Raw genomic sequence first — 14,840 nt, forward strand, 5'->3', positions numbered from 1 at the left:
CCCGCGCCGGCTGATATTGCGATGCTGTCGGGCTCCATGATCTGCCCCGCAAATTGGAAGAACAAGATATGACTGCTGCAGCCCATCCTGCGAGTCCTTCGGCGAAAGGTGGCGGCCGAAAGAAAAAATCAAGCCTTCACAAAAGCATAGCCCATGATTTGGGAGTCGCGATCGTCACCGGCCGGCACCAGCCCGGCGATATCCTCAGCACTGAAATCGAATCGAGCGAGCAGTTGAGCGTCTCGCGCAGCGCTTATCGCGAGGCGATCCGTATTCTCACCGCCAAGGGTTTGGTGGAATCCCGCCAACGCACGGGAACGATCGTCTTGCCGATCACGCGTTGGGCCATGCTCGATCCCGACGTGATGGCCTGGATGTTTGAAGGCGGCGCCTCCGAATCGGTGCTGGATGGGCTGTTCGAAATGCGCCTGATCATCGAGCCGGCGATGGCGCGCCTGGCCGCGATGCGCCGCACGCTCGACCATATCGCCGATATGCGCAAATCGCTCCAGACGATGGAACGCCATACGCTCGCCACCGACGAAGGCCAGGCGGCAAACCGCCGGTTCTACAGCATCATCGTGCAGGCGACGGGTAATCCGCCGCTGGTCAACCTCGGCAACAGCCTCGGTACTTTTGTGCTGTGGTACACCGAATTCCAGGGCAACAGCGGCTCTAAGCCACGGGATACGATTGCCGAGCATTGGGAACTGTTCGATGCCGTTGCAGCGGGCATGGTCGACGAGGCCGGCATCGCGATGGAAAAGCTCATCCGCGCCAACCAGGCAGACTTTCCAGAGCGGCAGAATATCGCAATGTAATCCTCAAGGTAGCCAATCGGTAACAATCAAGGTTGTCCCTAGGCGTTCAAAGGTAGACCTGGCTCACATTCCTTTCGAATTTGGCATTTCCGCGCATTATCCACCCCACTCCACTGGGGTTCAGCATTGAGTGCACAGCAATTGCCTCAAAAGCATGGGACATTAGGCGGCGTGGACAAATTCCACAGCGCCACGGCTGAAGGAAAAAACCGCCAGTTTAAGGAGGCGAGGAAGCGGAATATCGGGAATATTGTGCGACGAGCCGACGCGGAAATGGCGATTTTAGGTCCAGCCCCGAAGGGGTTGTGGAATTTGTTCACGCCGCCGAACTGGCGGCTACCAGGTTTGCTCGTGGAACGCTGGATTGTGGTCAACGGGATTGTCGACATGTCACGCCAGCTGGCGGCCACCCTCGCGATTTGCTCGGACGGTGCGATGCCCTCAACGTCGATTCACAGCCGATACGAGCGTATGTTAGTGGATCTGCCGATCAGCGGGAATGGCGTCAGACTGCAGTTGTCGTTTTGACGGTTCCGTTGCACGCACGTGCTTTGCCCCCGGTACACATTCAGCGAGCCGCTGACTCCGTAGGTTGGCCGGCGATATGGCCCCAGGGCGACGGGGACGGACGGACAGCTTTCTTTAGCCCATCGCCTGCAGCTTGCGTCTCAATGTAAAGCGCGTCACCGATAGGCCGAACTAATCCCAGACTACCGATCGCAATGCCGATTCGGCCCAGGCCGCCCTAATCAACGCAGTGATTGAGAAGGCCGTGCCCGCGCTGATCGCCACACGCGATGCGCTTGATCGCTTCCACGCGATGATGCGCTCGAAGGAGAAGGCACGGCTCGATCCGTGGATCGCCATGGCGGCGAAGACCAAGCTCGCTGCGTTCGCCGCTAGCGTCGAGGCCGACAAGGATGCGATGGCCGCCGCGATCTCGACGCCGCGGTCCAGCCGTCAGGTCGAGGGCAAGGTCAACCGCTTAAAGGTCATCACGCGCCAGATGGTACTGGGCGCGCCAAAATCGACCTGCTCAAAGCCAGGGTTATGGCGCCAACATGAGCCGAATTGCACGGAATGTGCGTCAAACCAAATTTGCACGCCGTGTGACACGATGTCGGCGTGAGAAGCGTAAGTGCAATCGTTGATGAATCGTATAAAAGTAGCTCGGCCCATCATATTCGATGATGCAGCGGCCCCAGGTTCCGGCGCCACTATCCTACAACTGTATCTTCACGGTCCGGACTCCGTAATAGTTACGCTGCGCCCTCGGCGAGGTGATTCGATGGCACCAAGAACTCAAACCTCCCCAAGAAAATTTTGAGGGTATCGCTTAGGGTACCATGCAGAAGATCGCTGCCAAAAAAGTGGCGGAATTGAGGGATAAATGGGTGCAAATACGAGTTCTCTCCTGGCGCCCCATAACCACCGGCGAAGACAGGGAAACAGCAGCAATGGGCAAGACTTCTAAGCTCCTGGCGATCATGGCGATCGTCCTGGCCCTGTGCGGCTTGGTGCTGTTGGGCGGGGGATTGTGGCTCGCGATCGAAGGCGGCAGTTGGTTCTATGCTCCGGCGGGGCTGGCCCTGATCGCCTGCACCGTGCTGCTGTGGCGCCGCAAGGCGGCTGCTTTGCACCTCTATGCCGCGCTGGTGGTGGCCACGCTGGCCTGGGCGCTGGTGGAAATCGGGCTGGACTGGTGGGCGCTGGTGCCGCGTGGCGACGTGATCTTTATCCTAGGCGCGCTGCTGCTGCTGCCCTGGATCACGCGGCGACTGGCGCCCACGCAAGCGGGCTGGTGGCGCAATGCCGGGCCGCTGGCGCTGGCCCTGATCCTGGCGGGCGCGATCGGCCTTGCCGCCATGCTGCGCAGTCCGCACGAATGGGACGGCGCCCTGCCCGGTGCGCGTGGCGCCGCGCCGGCATTGGCCGCCGGCACCGACGCCGGGGACTGGCTGGCCTATGGCCATACCTGGGCCGGCACCAAGTGGTCGCCGCTCGCGCAGTTGACCCCGGCCAATGTCAGCGGACTCAAGCAGGTCTGGCGGATGGACACCGGCGACAGCCGCCGCCCGGGGGACCCGGAAGAAATCACTTATGAACTCACCCCGATCAAGGTCGGCGATACGCTCTATGCCTGCACCCCGCACAATATCGTGCTGGCGCTCGACGCCGAAACCGGGGCAGTGCGCTGGCGCTATGATCCGCACATGCAGGTGCCCAGCCATGTTCAGCACCTGACCTGCCGGGGCGTATCGTATCACGATGCCAACTGGCCCGGCGCCACGCGCAGCGCCAATGGATCGTGCCCGCAGCGGATCATCATGGCCACGGCCGATGCCCGCCTGATCGCGCTCGACGCGCATACCGGCCGCCTGTGCCCCGGCTTTGGCAAGGGTGGCGCGGTCAACCTTGCCGTCACCGGCCCCGGCCTCAAGCCCGGTTGGTTCCAGTTCACCTCGGCCCCGCTGGTGACGCGCGGCCTCGTCGTGGTGGGCGGGGCGATCTATGACAACGCATCGATCCATATGCCCTCGGGCGCGATCCAGGCGTTTGACATCGCCACCGGCAAGCCGGTGTGGGCGTTCGATCCCGGCCGGCCGGAAGACACAGCGCCCCTGGGCCCCAACCATCCCCCCGTGCCCTCCACCCCCAACAGCTGGAGCACGGCGGCGGCCGACGAAGACCTTGGCCTCATCTATCTGCCGATGGGCATGGGCGCGATCGACCAGTGGGGCGGCAACCGCCCGCCCAATACCGAGCGCTTTGCCACCTCGATCCTGGCGCTCGACATCAAGACCGGCCAGGCGCGCTGGGTGTTCCAGACCGTGCACCACGATTTGTGGGACATGGACGTGCCGGCCCAGCCCGCGCTGGTTGACCTGACCATTCCCGGCAAGGGCCGCGTGCCCGCGCTGGTCCAATCGACCAAGACTGGCAACATCTTCGTGCTCGATCGCCGCACCGGCTTGCCCGTCCAGCCCGTGCACGAAATGCGCGTGCCCGGCGGCGCAGCGCCAGGCGATTTCACCTCGCCTACCCAGCCGGTTTCGGCAATCTCGCTGATGCCGCCGCGTATTCGCGAGGCAGACATGTGGGGCGCCACGCTGTTTGACCAGATGGCCTGCCGCATCGCCTTTCGCCGCTATCGCCACGAGGGGCCGTTCACCCCGCCCTCGACCCGCGGCACATTGGTGTTTCCCGGCAATTTCGGGGTGATGGACTGGGGTGGCCTGGCCATCGATCCGGTGCGGCAGGTGGCCTTTGCCCACCCCAACTACATGGCCTTTGTCGATCGCCTGATCCCGCAGCGGCCGGGCGCCGGCAATGGCAAGGATGGGCCGGCGGGTGCATCAGATCGTGGCGGCTCGGCCGAACATGGCTTCAACCCCAACGCCGGCGCGCCGTTCGCCGTGTCGATGGGGCCGTTCCTCTCGCGCCTTGGCCTGCCGTGCCAATCACCGCCGTGGGGCTATGTCGCGGGGATCGATCTTGTCACCGGCAAGGTGGCATGGCGCCATGCCAATGGCACGATCCGCGATGAAACGCCGCTGCCCATTCCGCTCAAGCTGGGCGTGCCTTCGCTGGGCGGCCCGATGATGACCGGCGGCGGGCTCTCGTTCATGGCCGCCTCGCTCGACTATTACCTGCGCGCCTATGACACCACCACCGGCCGCGTGCTGTGGCGCGCACGGCTGCCCGCTGGGGCCCAGGCCACGCCGATGACCTATCGCTCTCCGGCCAGCGGGCGGCAGTTCGTGGTGGTGGTGGCCGGCGGCCACGGTTCGCTGGGCACGCGGCTGGGCGATTCCATCATTGCCTATGCCCTGCCCAAATCCTGATCTCGCCTGAAAGGGCAGCTTGCCGGGCGGGGCGGTAATGGTGCTTTGCTCGGCCATGTCGACCGTTGCCCTGCCCCGCCCGCTCGTTGTCCTTGGCCTTGCCGGCATTGCGCCGCAGGCGTTCTGCCTGCTGATGGTGCTCCATGGTGGCGAGGATCGCTGGACCGCGCTGGCCGCCGCCTGCTGCTATGCCGCGCTGATCCTGTCGTTTCTGGGCGGATTGTGGTGGATGGCCGGCATGCTGGCCGGGGTGAAGGAAGCCTGGTTCCACGTGTTGGCCGTGGTGCCCAGCCTGATCGGCTGGGCCATGCTGCTGCCCTGGTGCGTCGGCGCCCCTTGGCCACGGCCGGAACTGATGACGCTTGGCCTGCTGATCCTGGCCAGCCCGCTGGCAGACCGCGCGCTGGCGCGGCACGTGCAGTGGCCCGCAGGATGGCAGCGGCTGCGGTTGATGATGGCAACCGGGCTGGGGCTGCTGACGATGGCGATTGGGCTGTTGGCCTGACCGCATCCCGGATCGCGGCGCTGTTCAGGCCGGCTCTTCGTCCACGCGGTCTGTGGGATAGGAGCCCAGCGTTCCCAGCAGCACCGCAGCGGCAACAAAGCAGGCGATGCCGCCGAAAATTGCGCCGTCATAACTTTTCGTCAAGTCGAACGACCAGCCCGCCAGCGGCGCGCCCAGGGCTGCGCCCAGCGAAAAGCAGGACATGAGCAGGCCATAGATCGCGCCATAGGCCCGCATCCCGAAATAGCGGCTCGTCAGGTAGGCAACCAGATCGGTCTCGGCGCCGGCGGCAAACCCCAGCAGCAGGATCGCCAAGGCCGTCATCGGCAGCGAAGGCCCTGCCAGGAACAGCAGCGCCAAGGCAGCGGCGGGCATCAGCAGGACGCAGCGCGCCACCAGGGTGCCCGGCAGCAGATCGAGCAGCAGGCCAATCACCACGCGCCCGACGATGACCGAAATCCCAAGCGATCCTGCCATCTTGGCGGCAAGGCCAGGGGTAAGACCGTGGTCAGCCAGGAACGGCACGAGATGAACGGTCGCGCCCGACTGGGCCACGATCAGAAGGAACACGCCGATGGCAATCTGCCAGAACTGGCGCGAGCGCAGTGCCTGCTGGCGCGTCAGGCCAGAACGGGGGTGCGGCACGGCGTCGCTGCGCCCTGACGGGCCTTCGCGCAGGCCGGCCGCGACCACTGGCATGACCACCAGCACGACCACGCCCGCCATCGCCAGATAGCCGCCGCGCGGCCCCCAGGTGGCGATGATCGCGGCCAGCAGCGGCGGCGCCGTCAGCGCGACAAGCCCAGTGCCCAGCAGCGTGAGGCCCAACGCCAGCCCGCGCCCGCGATCAAACAGCAGCGCGATCGGGCGCGTCCACGTGATCGGCGTTGTGCCAACCCCCAGAAATGCCACCGCGATCCAGGCCGCATAGAAGGCCGGCAGCGAGCCGAGCGCAGCGGCCAGCAAGGCAAAGCCGACGGCAAGGCCTGCCAGCGACACGAGCGCGATGCGGCGCACGCCGAGCCGGTCGATCGCCGTTCCCAGAAACGGCGAGAGCAGGATTGCGCCCAGGCTGAGGCAGGTCATGCCCAGCCCGATCTGGCCGCGCGACCAGCCGTAGGCGGCGGAGAGCGGCGCAATGAACAGGCCGAAACTGTAGAACGGCAGCCCGGTGGTGCCCACGCCCACGCCCAGCGCGGCAGCCAGCACGCTGCTCCACCCACGGCGAAATTCCGACAGGGCCGATGGCGTTGCCGTCGCCTGCGGTTTTGCTGCAACGCGCTGATCCATGTACCGCCTGCTCCTGTGCCGTTTGCCAGCCGATCCTAGGAAAATGTTGCCGCAACGCAACATCACCTACGCGGGGCTGATCGCCAGTCGGAGAGTCTTGCGCAAGCATCGGGCCTTCGCGCCGCTGATAGGGCCTATTCATCGGTGAAACGCTGCCAAGGCGTCACAACGAGAAAGACGAGGACAACATGAGGACTGCACTCTCCTTCAAGGGCCTCCTGCTGACAGGGGCCGGGCTTGCCATCCTGACGGCGAGCCCTTCGGCCTATGCCCAGAATGCCAGCGCCGCGCAGGACGAAGCCGCCACCGACGGCCTGCAGGTGATCACCGTGACCGCGCAGCGCCGCAGCGAGAACCTGCAGTCCACCCCGGTCGCCGTCACCGCCTTTACCGGCGATTCCCTCAAGACCATGCAGGTCAGCTCGGTCCTCGACATGGCCCAGCATGTGCCCAACGTCTCGTTCACGTCGGCCTTGGCCAGTTCATCGAGCGTGGCGGCCTTCATCCGTGGCGCGGGCCAGGCCAACGCCGGCTTCGCCTTCACGGATTCGGCGGTCGGCTTCTATGTCGATGATGTTTACCACGCGCGCCTTTCCGGCACGAACCTGCTGTTCAACGATATCGACCGGATCGAGGTTCTGCGCGGACCGCAGGGCACGCTCTATGGCCGCAACAACCTGACCGGCGCGGTCAAGGTCGTGCGCAAGCAGGCCGACGGCACCACGTTCGGCTCGGCCGAGGGCAGCTATGGCAGCCGCGACTACAACGACCAGAAGGCCACCTTCTCCACCGCGATCGCGCCCGACAAGCTGGCCGTGATCGTCTCGGGCTTCCACCAGTACAAGGGCGACTACTATGATGCGCCCGCGATCGGCGGGAAGCGCGGCAAGGACGAACAATATGGCGCGCGTGTTGGCCTGGCCTGGATCGGCGACGGTCCGTTCAGCGCCAAGGCCAATGTATCCTACACCCATGAAAAGGGCGACGGCGCCGCGCAGATCAACTTCACCGAAGGGCTCAAGGAAACCGGCGGCGCCTTTGGCACCTACATCAGCCCGATCCCGTCTTCCAGTTTCAACGAACAGATCAATGCCGACCTGACGCTGGGCTATGACTTTGACAATGGCCTCAAGCTCAAGGCGATCACCGGCTACATCCGCGGCGACGATCGCTTCCGCTTCGACGTCTATGGCGGGCAGGTCAATGCCACCACCGGCGCCTACACTGCGGGCTTCGACCGCCGCAGCGACATGATCAACCACCAGTTCAGCCAGGAACTGCAGCTCTCGGGCGATGTCGGCGGGAACGTCCAGTTCATTCTCGGTGGCTATTACTTCCACGAGACGATCCGCCAGGTCTTCAACGACAACGTGCTGGGCTACCAGGTCCTGCCCGACACGATTCACCAGGTCACCAACAGCTATGCCGGCTTTGGCCAGGCGACCTGGCGCTTTGCCCCGCGTTTCTCGCTGACCTTGGGCGGCCGCTACACCCGCGAAACCAAGGACATCGACGCCACGCTGTCCAACGGCCTGTTCCTTCCCAGCCAGACGCTGACCGCCGTTGGCGGGCACCTGTCGTTCACGAACTTCAGCCCTAAGGGCGAGATCGATTTCCAGGCGACCCGGGACATCTTCATTTACGCCAGCATCTCGCGCGGCTTCCAGAGCGGCGGCTTCAACGCCTCGGTCGTTGCCAACCCCACGCTGTTCAACACGCCCTATGGCGCCGAGACGGTGACCGCTTATGAGGCGGGGATGAAGAGCGAATTCTTCGACCATCACCTGCGTGTCAACGCGGACTGGTTCGTCAATCGCTTTGGCGAAATTCAGACCAACACCTACATCGGCACCTCGGTGGTGACGCAGAACGCAGGCACGGCGCTGGTCCATGGCCCCGAACTGGAAGTGACGGCCGAGCCGGTCCATGGCCTCACGCTGTTCGGCAACGGATCGCTGACGCTGGACAAGTACCTCAAGCTCAACGCCAACACCGCCGCCGCGCGCGCCAACGCCGATGCCCTGCCCCGTGTGTCGAAGTGGCAATACAACATCGGCTTCAACGCACGCCATAGCCTGGGCGGCGAGGGTATGGGGACGCTGCACGCGTCGAGCAGCCTGGCCTATCGCAGTTCCTACAACGTGGACCCGGGCCTCGTCGCGATTTCGCAGATGCCGGCGCAAACGCTGCTCAATGCCGCAGTCGGCTGGACCTCTGACAACGGCAAGCTGGACGTGACGCTGTCGGCCGACAACCTCACCAACAATCGCTTCTACGTCACCGGCTCCAACTATGGCGTCAACCGCAAGTCGCGCCTGCAAAACGAGCCGCGCCTGGTCAAGATCGCGGTATCCTACAAGCTCTAGTCCGCCCTGCATCGACCATGCCCTTCCGTCCGTGCCCGCGCGGGCGGAAGGGTTTTGACGCTGGGTAATGGGGGGATTGCCGTAAGGGCGTGACGCTGGGCGTCTGGTCTCAGATACCCTGGCCGCCATCGAGCGGGATCACTGCCCCGTTGACCATCGCTGCAGCGGGTGAGCACAGGTACGCGGCCAGCGCCGCCACCTCTTCACGGGTAACCAGCCGCCCGGCCGGTACGCGCGCTTCCAGGCGGGCCATCAGGGCCGCCGCGCCTTCCGCGCCCAAGGCATTGCCACGCAACATCGGGGTGTCGACTGGGCCGGGAGCAATGGCGTTGATCCGCTGGCCCTTGGCGCCCGCCTCGGCAGCGAGCCCGCGGACCAGGGTCTCGACGCCTGCCTTCGCCACTGAATAGGCCAGCGAGAGTGGCGTCGGTCGGCTGGCCAGGGTGGAGCTGAACAGCAGGACCGAGCCGTGGCGCGACAGCAGCGGAAACAGGAACCGGCAGGCCAGGTAGGCGCTGTGCAGATTGGCGGCGAGATGGTCGTGCCACAGATCGGGCGACAGTTCAGCAAAGGGCAGGTTCGGACGATACCACCCAGCGGCGTGAACCACCGCATCGATCTGCCCATGGCGCGCCGCAAGCCTTGCGGCCAGCCCCTCCCACGCGCGGGGATCACGCACGTCGCAAACGTGGGCGCGCATGTCTTCTGCCCCGCCCGGGCGGATCTGGTCGGCGCGCTCGACAGTATAGCCATCGGCGCTGAAGCGCTCGACGATCGCGCTGCCCAGCCCCCCGGCAGCGCCGGTCACCAGGGCCACGCGCGCGGCGCCAGGCGCGGTCATACCGCTGCGGCCCCGGAGACGAGCGAGCGCAGGAACTGCGCGGCTTCGTCCTCGCTGACCACGTCGGCGTACTTGGCGTTCATGTCGAACAGGTTGGCCTCGTGCGGGTCGGGATGCCGATCGCCGCAGGCCTCGGCCACCACGGCGGTGCGAAAGCCGTGCGACATGGCATCGACGCAACTGGCGCGCACGCAGCCCGATGTCGTCAGCCCGGTGAGGATCACGGAATCGATGCCTGCCGCCGTCAGCGTGGATGCGAGCGAGGTGGCGAAGAACGCGCTGGGATACTGTTTCGAGACCACCAGTTCGTCGGCGAAGGGGGTAAGCCCGGGGCCGAACGCGGCAGTGGGGCTGCCCTTGAGGAAATTGCGCAAGGGCACTGCCTTTTCAAAGAAGCGCCCGCCGTCCAAGCCACCGGCCTGATAGACCACGTTGGTCAAAACCACCGGAACGCCCGCCGCGCGGGCGAGCGCACGCAGGCGCAGCGCGGATTCCAGCGCGGCTTCCACGGGCGCGTACAGCAGGTTGCCCGGCTCGAAATAGGCCTGGCAGAAATCGATCAGGATCAGCGCCGGACGGTGGCCAAATCCCACGCGATTGTCATAGGCTTTCCGATAGTTGGCCATCAGATCATCATTGTCGCGCATCGGCGTGCCTTCCCTTCGTGCATGCAGGCCATTGCAAAGCCTTGGCGATTCACCTTCAAGCTAGCATCCGGCCCGGGTGCGCCCGGTTTCCCGCCCGGCCTATCCGACTGGTGGTCATCGCGGGCGACCGGATCGACACCACGGCCGCAAAGGTAGGTATTCGTCCCGTTGCACCCCATTGGGGTGCGGTCCCGGTTTCAGCAGAGAGTTGCACCATGGAATACGATTACGTCCCGCTGCCGCAGCGCAAGCCCCTGATCTGGCCGAACGGGGCCCGCGTCGCGCTGATCCTGACTTTCAACCTGGAAACGTGGGATCTTACCAAGGACACCGACAAGCCCTACTACGCCGGTGGTCCGTCGATCCTGCCCGACACCCTGCCCGGCAATACACCCGACTTCCCCAACTATACCTGGCGCGAATATGGCCAGCGCGTGGGCATCTGGCGGCTGATCGAGCTGTTCGACGAACTGGGCGTCAAGGCCAGCTGCACCACCAATGCCGTCACGTTCGAACGCCGCAAAGCGATGACCGATGCGGTGCTCGAACGCCGGTGGGAGCTGCTGACGCACAACTGGGAACAGGGCGAGTTGCTCACCAGCTTTGCGCAAGCACCCGAGAAAGAACGCGAGATCGTGCTGCGCAGCCTGGCGCAGTTCGAAAACTATGTCGGGCGCAAGTCGAAGGGCTGGCTCTCCTCGTCGCTGCGCGGCACGATGCAGACTGCCGATATCCTCGCCGAATATGGCTGCACCTTTTACTGCGACATCATGAACGACGATCAGCCGTTCCTGCTGCGCACCCCGCACGGCCCGATCGTTTCGGTACCCTATTCCAACGAGATCAACGACTTTACCTTCATCACCCGCAAGAACTACACCACCGACCAGTTCCGCGATGCACTGATCGAGGAACTGGACGTGCTCCATGCCGAGGGTGCCCAAACCGGGCGGATCATGAACGTCGGCCTGCACCCCCACGTATCGGGCCGTGCACACCGCGTGCGCGCGCTGCGCGAGTTCATCGCGCACGCCAAGTCATTGCCCGGCGTGTGGTGGGCCACCCGCGAGGAAATCGCCGAATGGTATCTCGCCAATCATGAAAGCCACATTCCTGGCCAGCTGACGCGCGACGCCTGAGGCCGGGCGAGCGACAAAAAGGGGGCGGCATCGTGGATGCCGCCCCCTTTTTTCATCAGGCCCACGCCTGGTCAGGCATGACCCATGACCTCGTTGCTGAGCGCGTGGCTGATCGCGTCGGCGGTCGCCTTCATGTCAGCCAGATAGAGGTTGATCCCCTCCGACAGCTTCATCGCCGCCACGAAGAATGCCAGCGTCATTGCCCCTTCGAAGCGACCGTTGCGGAAGATCGGCACGGCGATCGACGAGGTCTTGCCCGGTGTCAGGTTATGATAGTTGCGCCCCTGCACGGCATAGCCATCTGCCCGGATGCGTTCGACATCGAGGCCGACTTCCGCCGTTGCCAGGTAATTGAGGTCGATGTCCTGCGACACACGCATGAAGCGCAGGATCATCTCGCGTTCCTCGTCCGGCGCAAAGGCCATCGAGACCTTGCCCGACGCGCTGTCGAGGATCGGCAGGGTAAAGCCCGGATAATAGTGCTCGAACGTGAGCGACGAGTTGGAATGCGTGGAATCGCGCAGCATCATCTCGCGCCCCACCCGCACGGCGATCGACACGGGCCAACCGAACCGGCGCGTCAACTCGACAATGTGCGGCCGCGCGGCACGAACCAGCGCATCGTCCTGCTGGTATCCGGTGGCCAGCGTCTGCACCAGCATCGTCGCACGGTAGCGCTTGCGCGCCGGCTCCTGCTCGATCAGCCCTTCATACAGCAGCGTCTGCACGATCCGGCAGGCGGTGGCGTATGGCACTTCCGACGCCTTGGCGATCTCCATCATGTTGAGCGAACCTGCCCGATTGATCGCGCGCAGCGCCGCGATCGAGCGGGTGATGGACCGAATCGGAACGCCTTTTTCCATGTGACCAATTTCCCCACGTCTTTGACCCGGATCAAAGAGTGACGAGAAAATGACGTTTCACCGATTTCATCAAGGTTTTATCCGACAGGCGGATAAATCACGCCTCGCACCATGCCCAGATCGTGCCATCCTGCACGGCGCCTAGACGGATGGCCGCGCCCATCGGCGTTCGAATTCGCGCACCTCGTCCATCCCGATCAATGTGGAAAATTCCCTGAAATCAAACAGTCCCTCAGGGTCTGCGGCGCCGGTGTCCTTGAGCGCGCGCAGCACGGTCTCCATCGCCTGCGCCGCAGCCAGACTGGTCAGCGAGGGGTAGATCGCAAAGGCAAAGCCCAGCTTTGCCAGCAGCGTCGGCTCCAGCATCGGGCTGGCCCCGCCGTTTGCCATGTTGACCATGCAGGGCAGCGGCAGTTCGGCGCAGACCCGTGCCATTTCCTCTTCATCGACCAGCGCTTCGGGAAAGAGCACGTCGGCCCCGGCCTCGGCATAGGCGCGCAGCCGCCGCAGCACCCCTTGCTCGCCTTCGGACTGGCGCGCGTCGGTGCGGGCAATCACCACGAAATCGCGGCTGCGCCGTGCCGCACAGGCAACCTTGATGCGCTCGACCATATCCTCCACCGGCACGATCCGCTTGTCGGGCATATGCCCGCATTTCTTGGGAAACTCCTGATCCTCAAGCTGGATCGCAGTGACCCCGGCGGCCTCATAGCCGCGCACCGTGTGATGCACGTTGATAAGGCCGCCATAGCCGGTATCACCATCGGCAATGACAGCCGCGGTGCTGGTGCGCACAAGGGTCTCCATCCGGTCGCGCATCTGCGTATAGGTCGCGATGCCGGCGTCGGGCAGGCCAAAGGCCGAGGCAGTCAGCCAGTAGCCAGTGCCGTAGACAAACTCGAAACCGACCTTTCGCGCGATCACGGCAGCGATCATGTCCTGCACGCCGGGCACCATGAAGAAGCGACCCTCGGCCAGGCGCGCACGCAAAAGAGGGTCCGCCATCGAAATTGCCTGCCTTTTCCATCGACCCCGAACTGCAGGGCCCGTTGCCAAGGCGTTCGCATGCGCGGCTGCGCGCGCCGCCGCTTGCCCCAAAAATCGCCGACAGGCGGTGAGCCAGCCGCCCGGGCCAAGCCTCTCCAGCGCTGCCAAGTGGTTGGAAAAACACGCGTGCTGATCGCCTAACCGGCAGGTGGATAGAGTGCCCGCGTCCTGCTCCTGGCACCGTGGTCGCGTTCATAACCGCCGGGTGTTCACCGGCTCCTGCGATGGGCCGGTGCTGATCGGAGAATGCGGAAATGACAGGGCATAATCGCTGCCAGGTGGCCATCGCCGGTGCCGGACCCGTCGGCACGGTCATGGCGACTCTGCTGGCGCAGGAAGGTATCTCGGTAATCGTGCTCGAGACGGGCGCCGACTGCGCGCAAGACTTGCGCGCATCCACCTTTCATCCCCCGACGCTCGAGATGCTCGACCGCATCGGCATCACCCGAATGCTGCTCGATCGTGGCTTGAAAGCACCGGTGTTCCACTGGCGCGACCGCGCCAGCGGCGAAGTGATCGCGTTCGACCTCTCCGAGATCGCCGACGTCACGCGCTATCCCTTCCGTATCCAGTGCGAACAGTATCATCTCTCGCGCGCACTGGCGGAAGGTCTCGCCCAACTGCCGCACGCCGACATCCGCTTCAACAGCCGCCTTTTGACATTCCGCCAGGACGAGGCCGGGGTCGACCTGTGGGTAGAAACCATGACCGGCGTCGAGACGATCCGCGCCGATTACCTGATCGGCGCCGACGGGGCGAATTCGATCGTGCGCAAGTGGCTGGGCATCGAATTCGATGGCTTCACCTATCCCGAGCGCTTCCTGACATTGTCCACCGAGGTGGAGCTGGCAGACTACCTGCCCAACCTCGCCTACGTGAACTACGTCAGCGACCCCGCCGAGTGGCTGGTGCTGCTGCGTGTGCCCTCGCTGTGGCGGGTGCTGGTGCCGGTCAACGGCGATGTGGACGAGACGACGCTGCGCTCGGATGCCAACAAGAACGCCATTTTTGACCGCATCACCGGCGACGGCGCGAGTGTGGAAACCCGACACCGCACACTGTACCGGGTGCACCAGCGCGTCGCCAAGTCGTTCCGCGAAGGCCGCGTGATGCTGATCGGCGACAGCGCCCACCTCAACAACCCGCTCGGCGGCTTCGGCATGAATTCGGGCATCCATGACGCGTTCAACCTGTTCGACAAGCTGGCGCCGGCAATCACCGGCAACACGAGTGCCGAGGCAGGCCTGGCGCTGTTCGACCGCCAGCGTCGCACGGTGACGCACACGTTCACCCAGACGCAGACCCGCCAGAACATGGAATTCATCCGCGGCAACCAGGACAATGCGCATGAAGCCCGTCGCCGCGCCATGCTCGATATCCTGGCCGATGACGACAAGCGCCGCGCCTACATGCTGCGCCAGGCCATGTTCGAAAGCCTCGACCTCGCCGCGCAGATCGCGTGACGGCGTGGTGACT

The 14,840-nt window shown here is 64.6% G+C and carries 13 protein-coding genes; 8 read left to right on the forward strand and 5 right to left on the reverse strand.

Features of this window, described 5'->3' with window-relative positions:
* The first annotated feature begins 53 nt into the window (after window positions 1–53).
* The 5 genes from FHW97_RS08325 (at window position 54) to FHW97_RS08345 (ending at window position 5,171) form a co-directional block, all read left to right on the forward strand.
* Window positions 54–821, forward strand: coding sequence for a FadR/GntR family transcriptional regulator (locus tag FHW97_RS08325; protein ID WP_231627630.1), 768 nt, complete (start codon window positions 54–56; stop codon window positions 819–821).
* 171 nt (window positions 822–992) lie between these two features.
* Window positions 993–1,349, forward strand: a complete 357-nt coding sequence (locus FHW97_RS08330) for a hypothetical protein (RefSeq protein WP_171798669.1) — start codon at window positions 993–995, stop codon at window positions 1,347–1,349.
* A 229-nt stretch (window positions 1,350–1,578) separates the two neighbouring features.
* Window positions 1,579–1,950 (forward strand): transposase, encoded by a 372-nt coding sequence (locus FHW97_RS08335; RefSeq protein WP_171798670.1) that lies wholly within the window; start codon window positions 1,579–1,581, stop codon window positions 1,948–1,950.
* 328 nt (window positions 1,951–2,278) lie between these two features.
* Window positions 2,279–4,666: a membrane-bound PQQ-dependent dehydrogenase, glucose/quinate/shikimate family gene (locus tag FHW97_RS08340; protein ID WP_216647700.1), complete on the forward strand. Its 2,388-nt coding sequence runs from the start codon at window positions 2,279–2,281 to the stop codon at window positions 4,664–4,666.
* A gap of 55 nt (window positions 4,667–4,721) precedes the next feature.
* Window positions 4,722–5,171: a DUF3429 domain-containing protein gene (locus FHW97_RS08345; RefSeq protein WP_107717696.1), complete on the forward strand. Its 450-nt coding sequence runs from the start codon at window positions 4,722–4,724 to the stop codon at window positions 5,169–5,171.
* 24 nt (window positions 5,172–5,195) lie between these two features.
* Here FHW97_RS08345 and FHW97_RS08350 read toward each other — a convergent pair whose 3' ends face one another.
* Window positions 5,196–6,461: an MFS transporter gene (locus tag FHW97_RS08350; protein ID WP_171798671.1), complete on the reverse strand. Its 1,266-nt coding sequence runs from the start codon at window positions 6,459–6,461 to the stop codon at window positions 5,196–5,198.
* A gap of 188 nt (window positions 6,462–6,649) precedes the next feature.
* Between FHW97_RS08350 and FHW97_RS08355 the strand changes: the two genes are divergently transcribed.
* The gene (locus tag FHW97_RS08355) at window positions 6,650–8,827 is read left to right on the forward strand and encodes a TonB-dependent receptor (RefSeq protein WP_171798672.1); all 2,178 of its coding nucleotides are present in this window, start codon (window positions 6,650–6,652) and stop codon (window positions 8,825–8,827) included.
* Window positions 8,828–8,936: 109 nt separating this feature from the next.
* Here the strand turns inward: FHW97_RS08355 and FHW97_RS08360 are convergent, their stop codons facing one another.
* On the reverse strand, window positions 8,937–9,668 hold the full coding sequence (locus FHW97_RS08360) for an SDR family NAD(P)-dependent oxidoreductase (protein WP_171798673.1): 732 nt from the start codon (window positions 9,666–9,668) through the stop codon (window positions 8,937–8,939).
* Complete coding sequence (locus tag FHW97_RS08365; protein WP_107717702.1) at window positions 9,665–10,315, reverse strand: isochorismatase family protein; 651 nt, start codon at window positions 10,313–10,315, stop codon at window positions 9,665–9,667. The genes FHW97_RS08360 and FHW97_RS08365 overlap by 4 nt, the downstream gene beginning before the upstream one ends.
* A 215-nt stretch (window positions 10,316–10,530) precedes the next feature.
* Here FHW97_RS08365 and FHW97_RS08370 point away from each other — a divergent pair, with 215 nt between their 5' ends.
* Window positions 10,531–11,454: a polysaccharide deacetylase gene (locus FHW97_RS08370; RefSeq protein ID WP_171798674.1), complete on the forward strand. Its 924-nt coding sequence runs from the start codon at window positions 10,531–10,533 to the stop codon at window positions 11,452–11,454.
* 71 nt (window positions 11,455–11,525) lie between these two features.
* Here FHW97_RS08370 and FHW97_RS08375 read toward each other — a convergent pair whose 3' ends face one another.
* A complete protein-coding gene (locus tag FHW97_RS08375) occupies window positions 11,526–12,317 on the reverse strand; it encodes a helix-turn-helix domain-containing protein (RefSeq protein ID WP_022677690.1) in 792 nt (263 codons plus the stop codon).
* Between the two features lie 141 nt (window positions 12,318–12,458).
* Entirely contained in the window at window positions 12,459–13,472 is a 1,014-nt protein-coding gene (locus FHW97_RS08380; protein ID WP_253941690.1) for an oxaloacetate decarboxylase, read from the reverse strand.
* 146 nt (window positions 13,473–13,618) lie between these two features.
* Between FHW97_RS08380 and FHW97_RS08385 the strand changes: the two genes are divergently transcribed.
* Window positions 13,619–14,827 (forward strand): NAD(P)/FAD-dependent oxidoreductase, encoded by a 1,209-nt coding sequence (locus tag FHW97_RS08385; protein WP_022677692.1) that lies wholly within the window; start codon window positions 13,619–13,621, stop codon window positions 14,825–14,827.
* Window positions 14,828–14,840: the final 13 nt, after the last annotated feature.

The sequence above is a fragment of the Novosphingobium sp. SG754 genome (assembly GCF_013149315.1).
GTDB lineage: Bacteria > Pseudomonadota > Alphaproteobacteria > Sphingomonadales > Sphingomonadaceae > Novosphingobium > Novosphingobium capsulatum.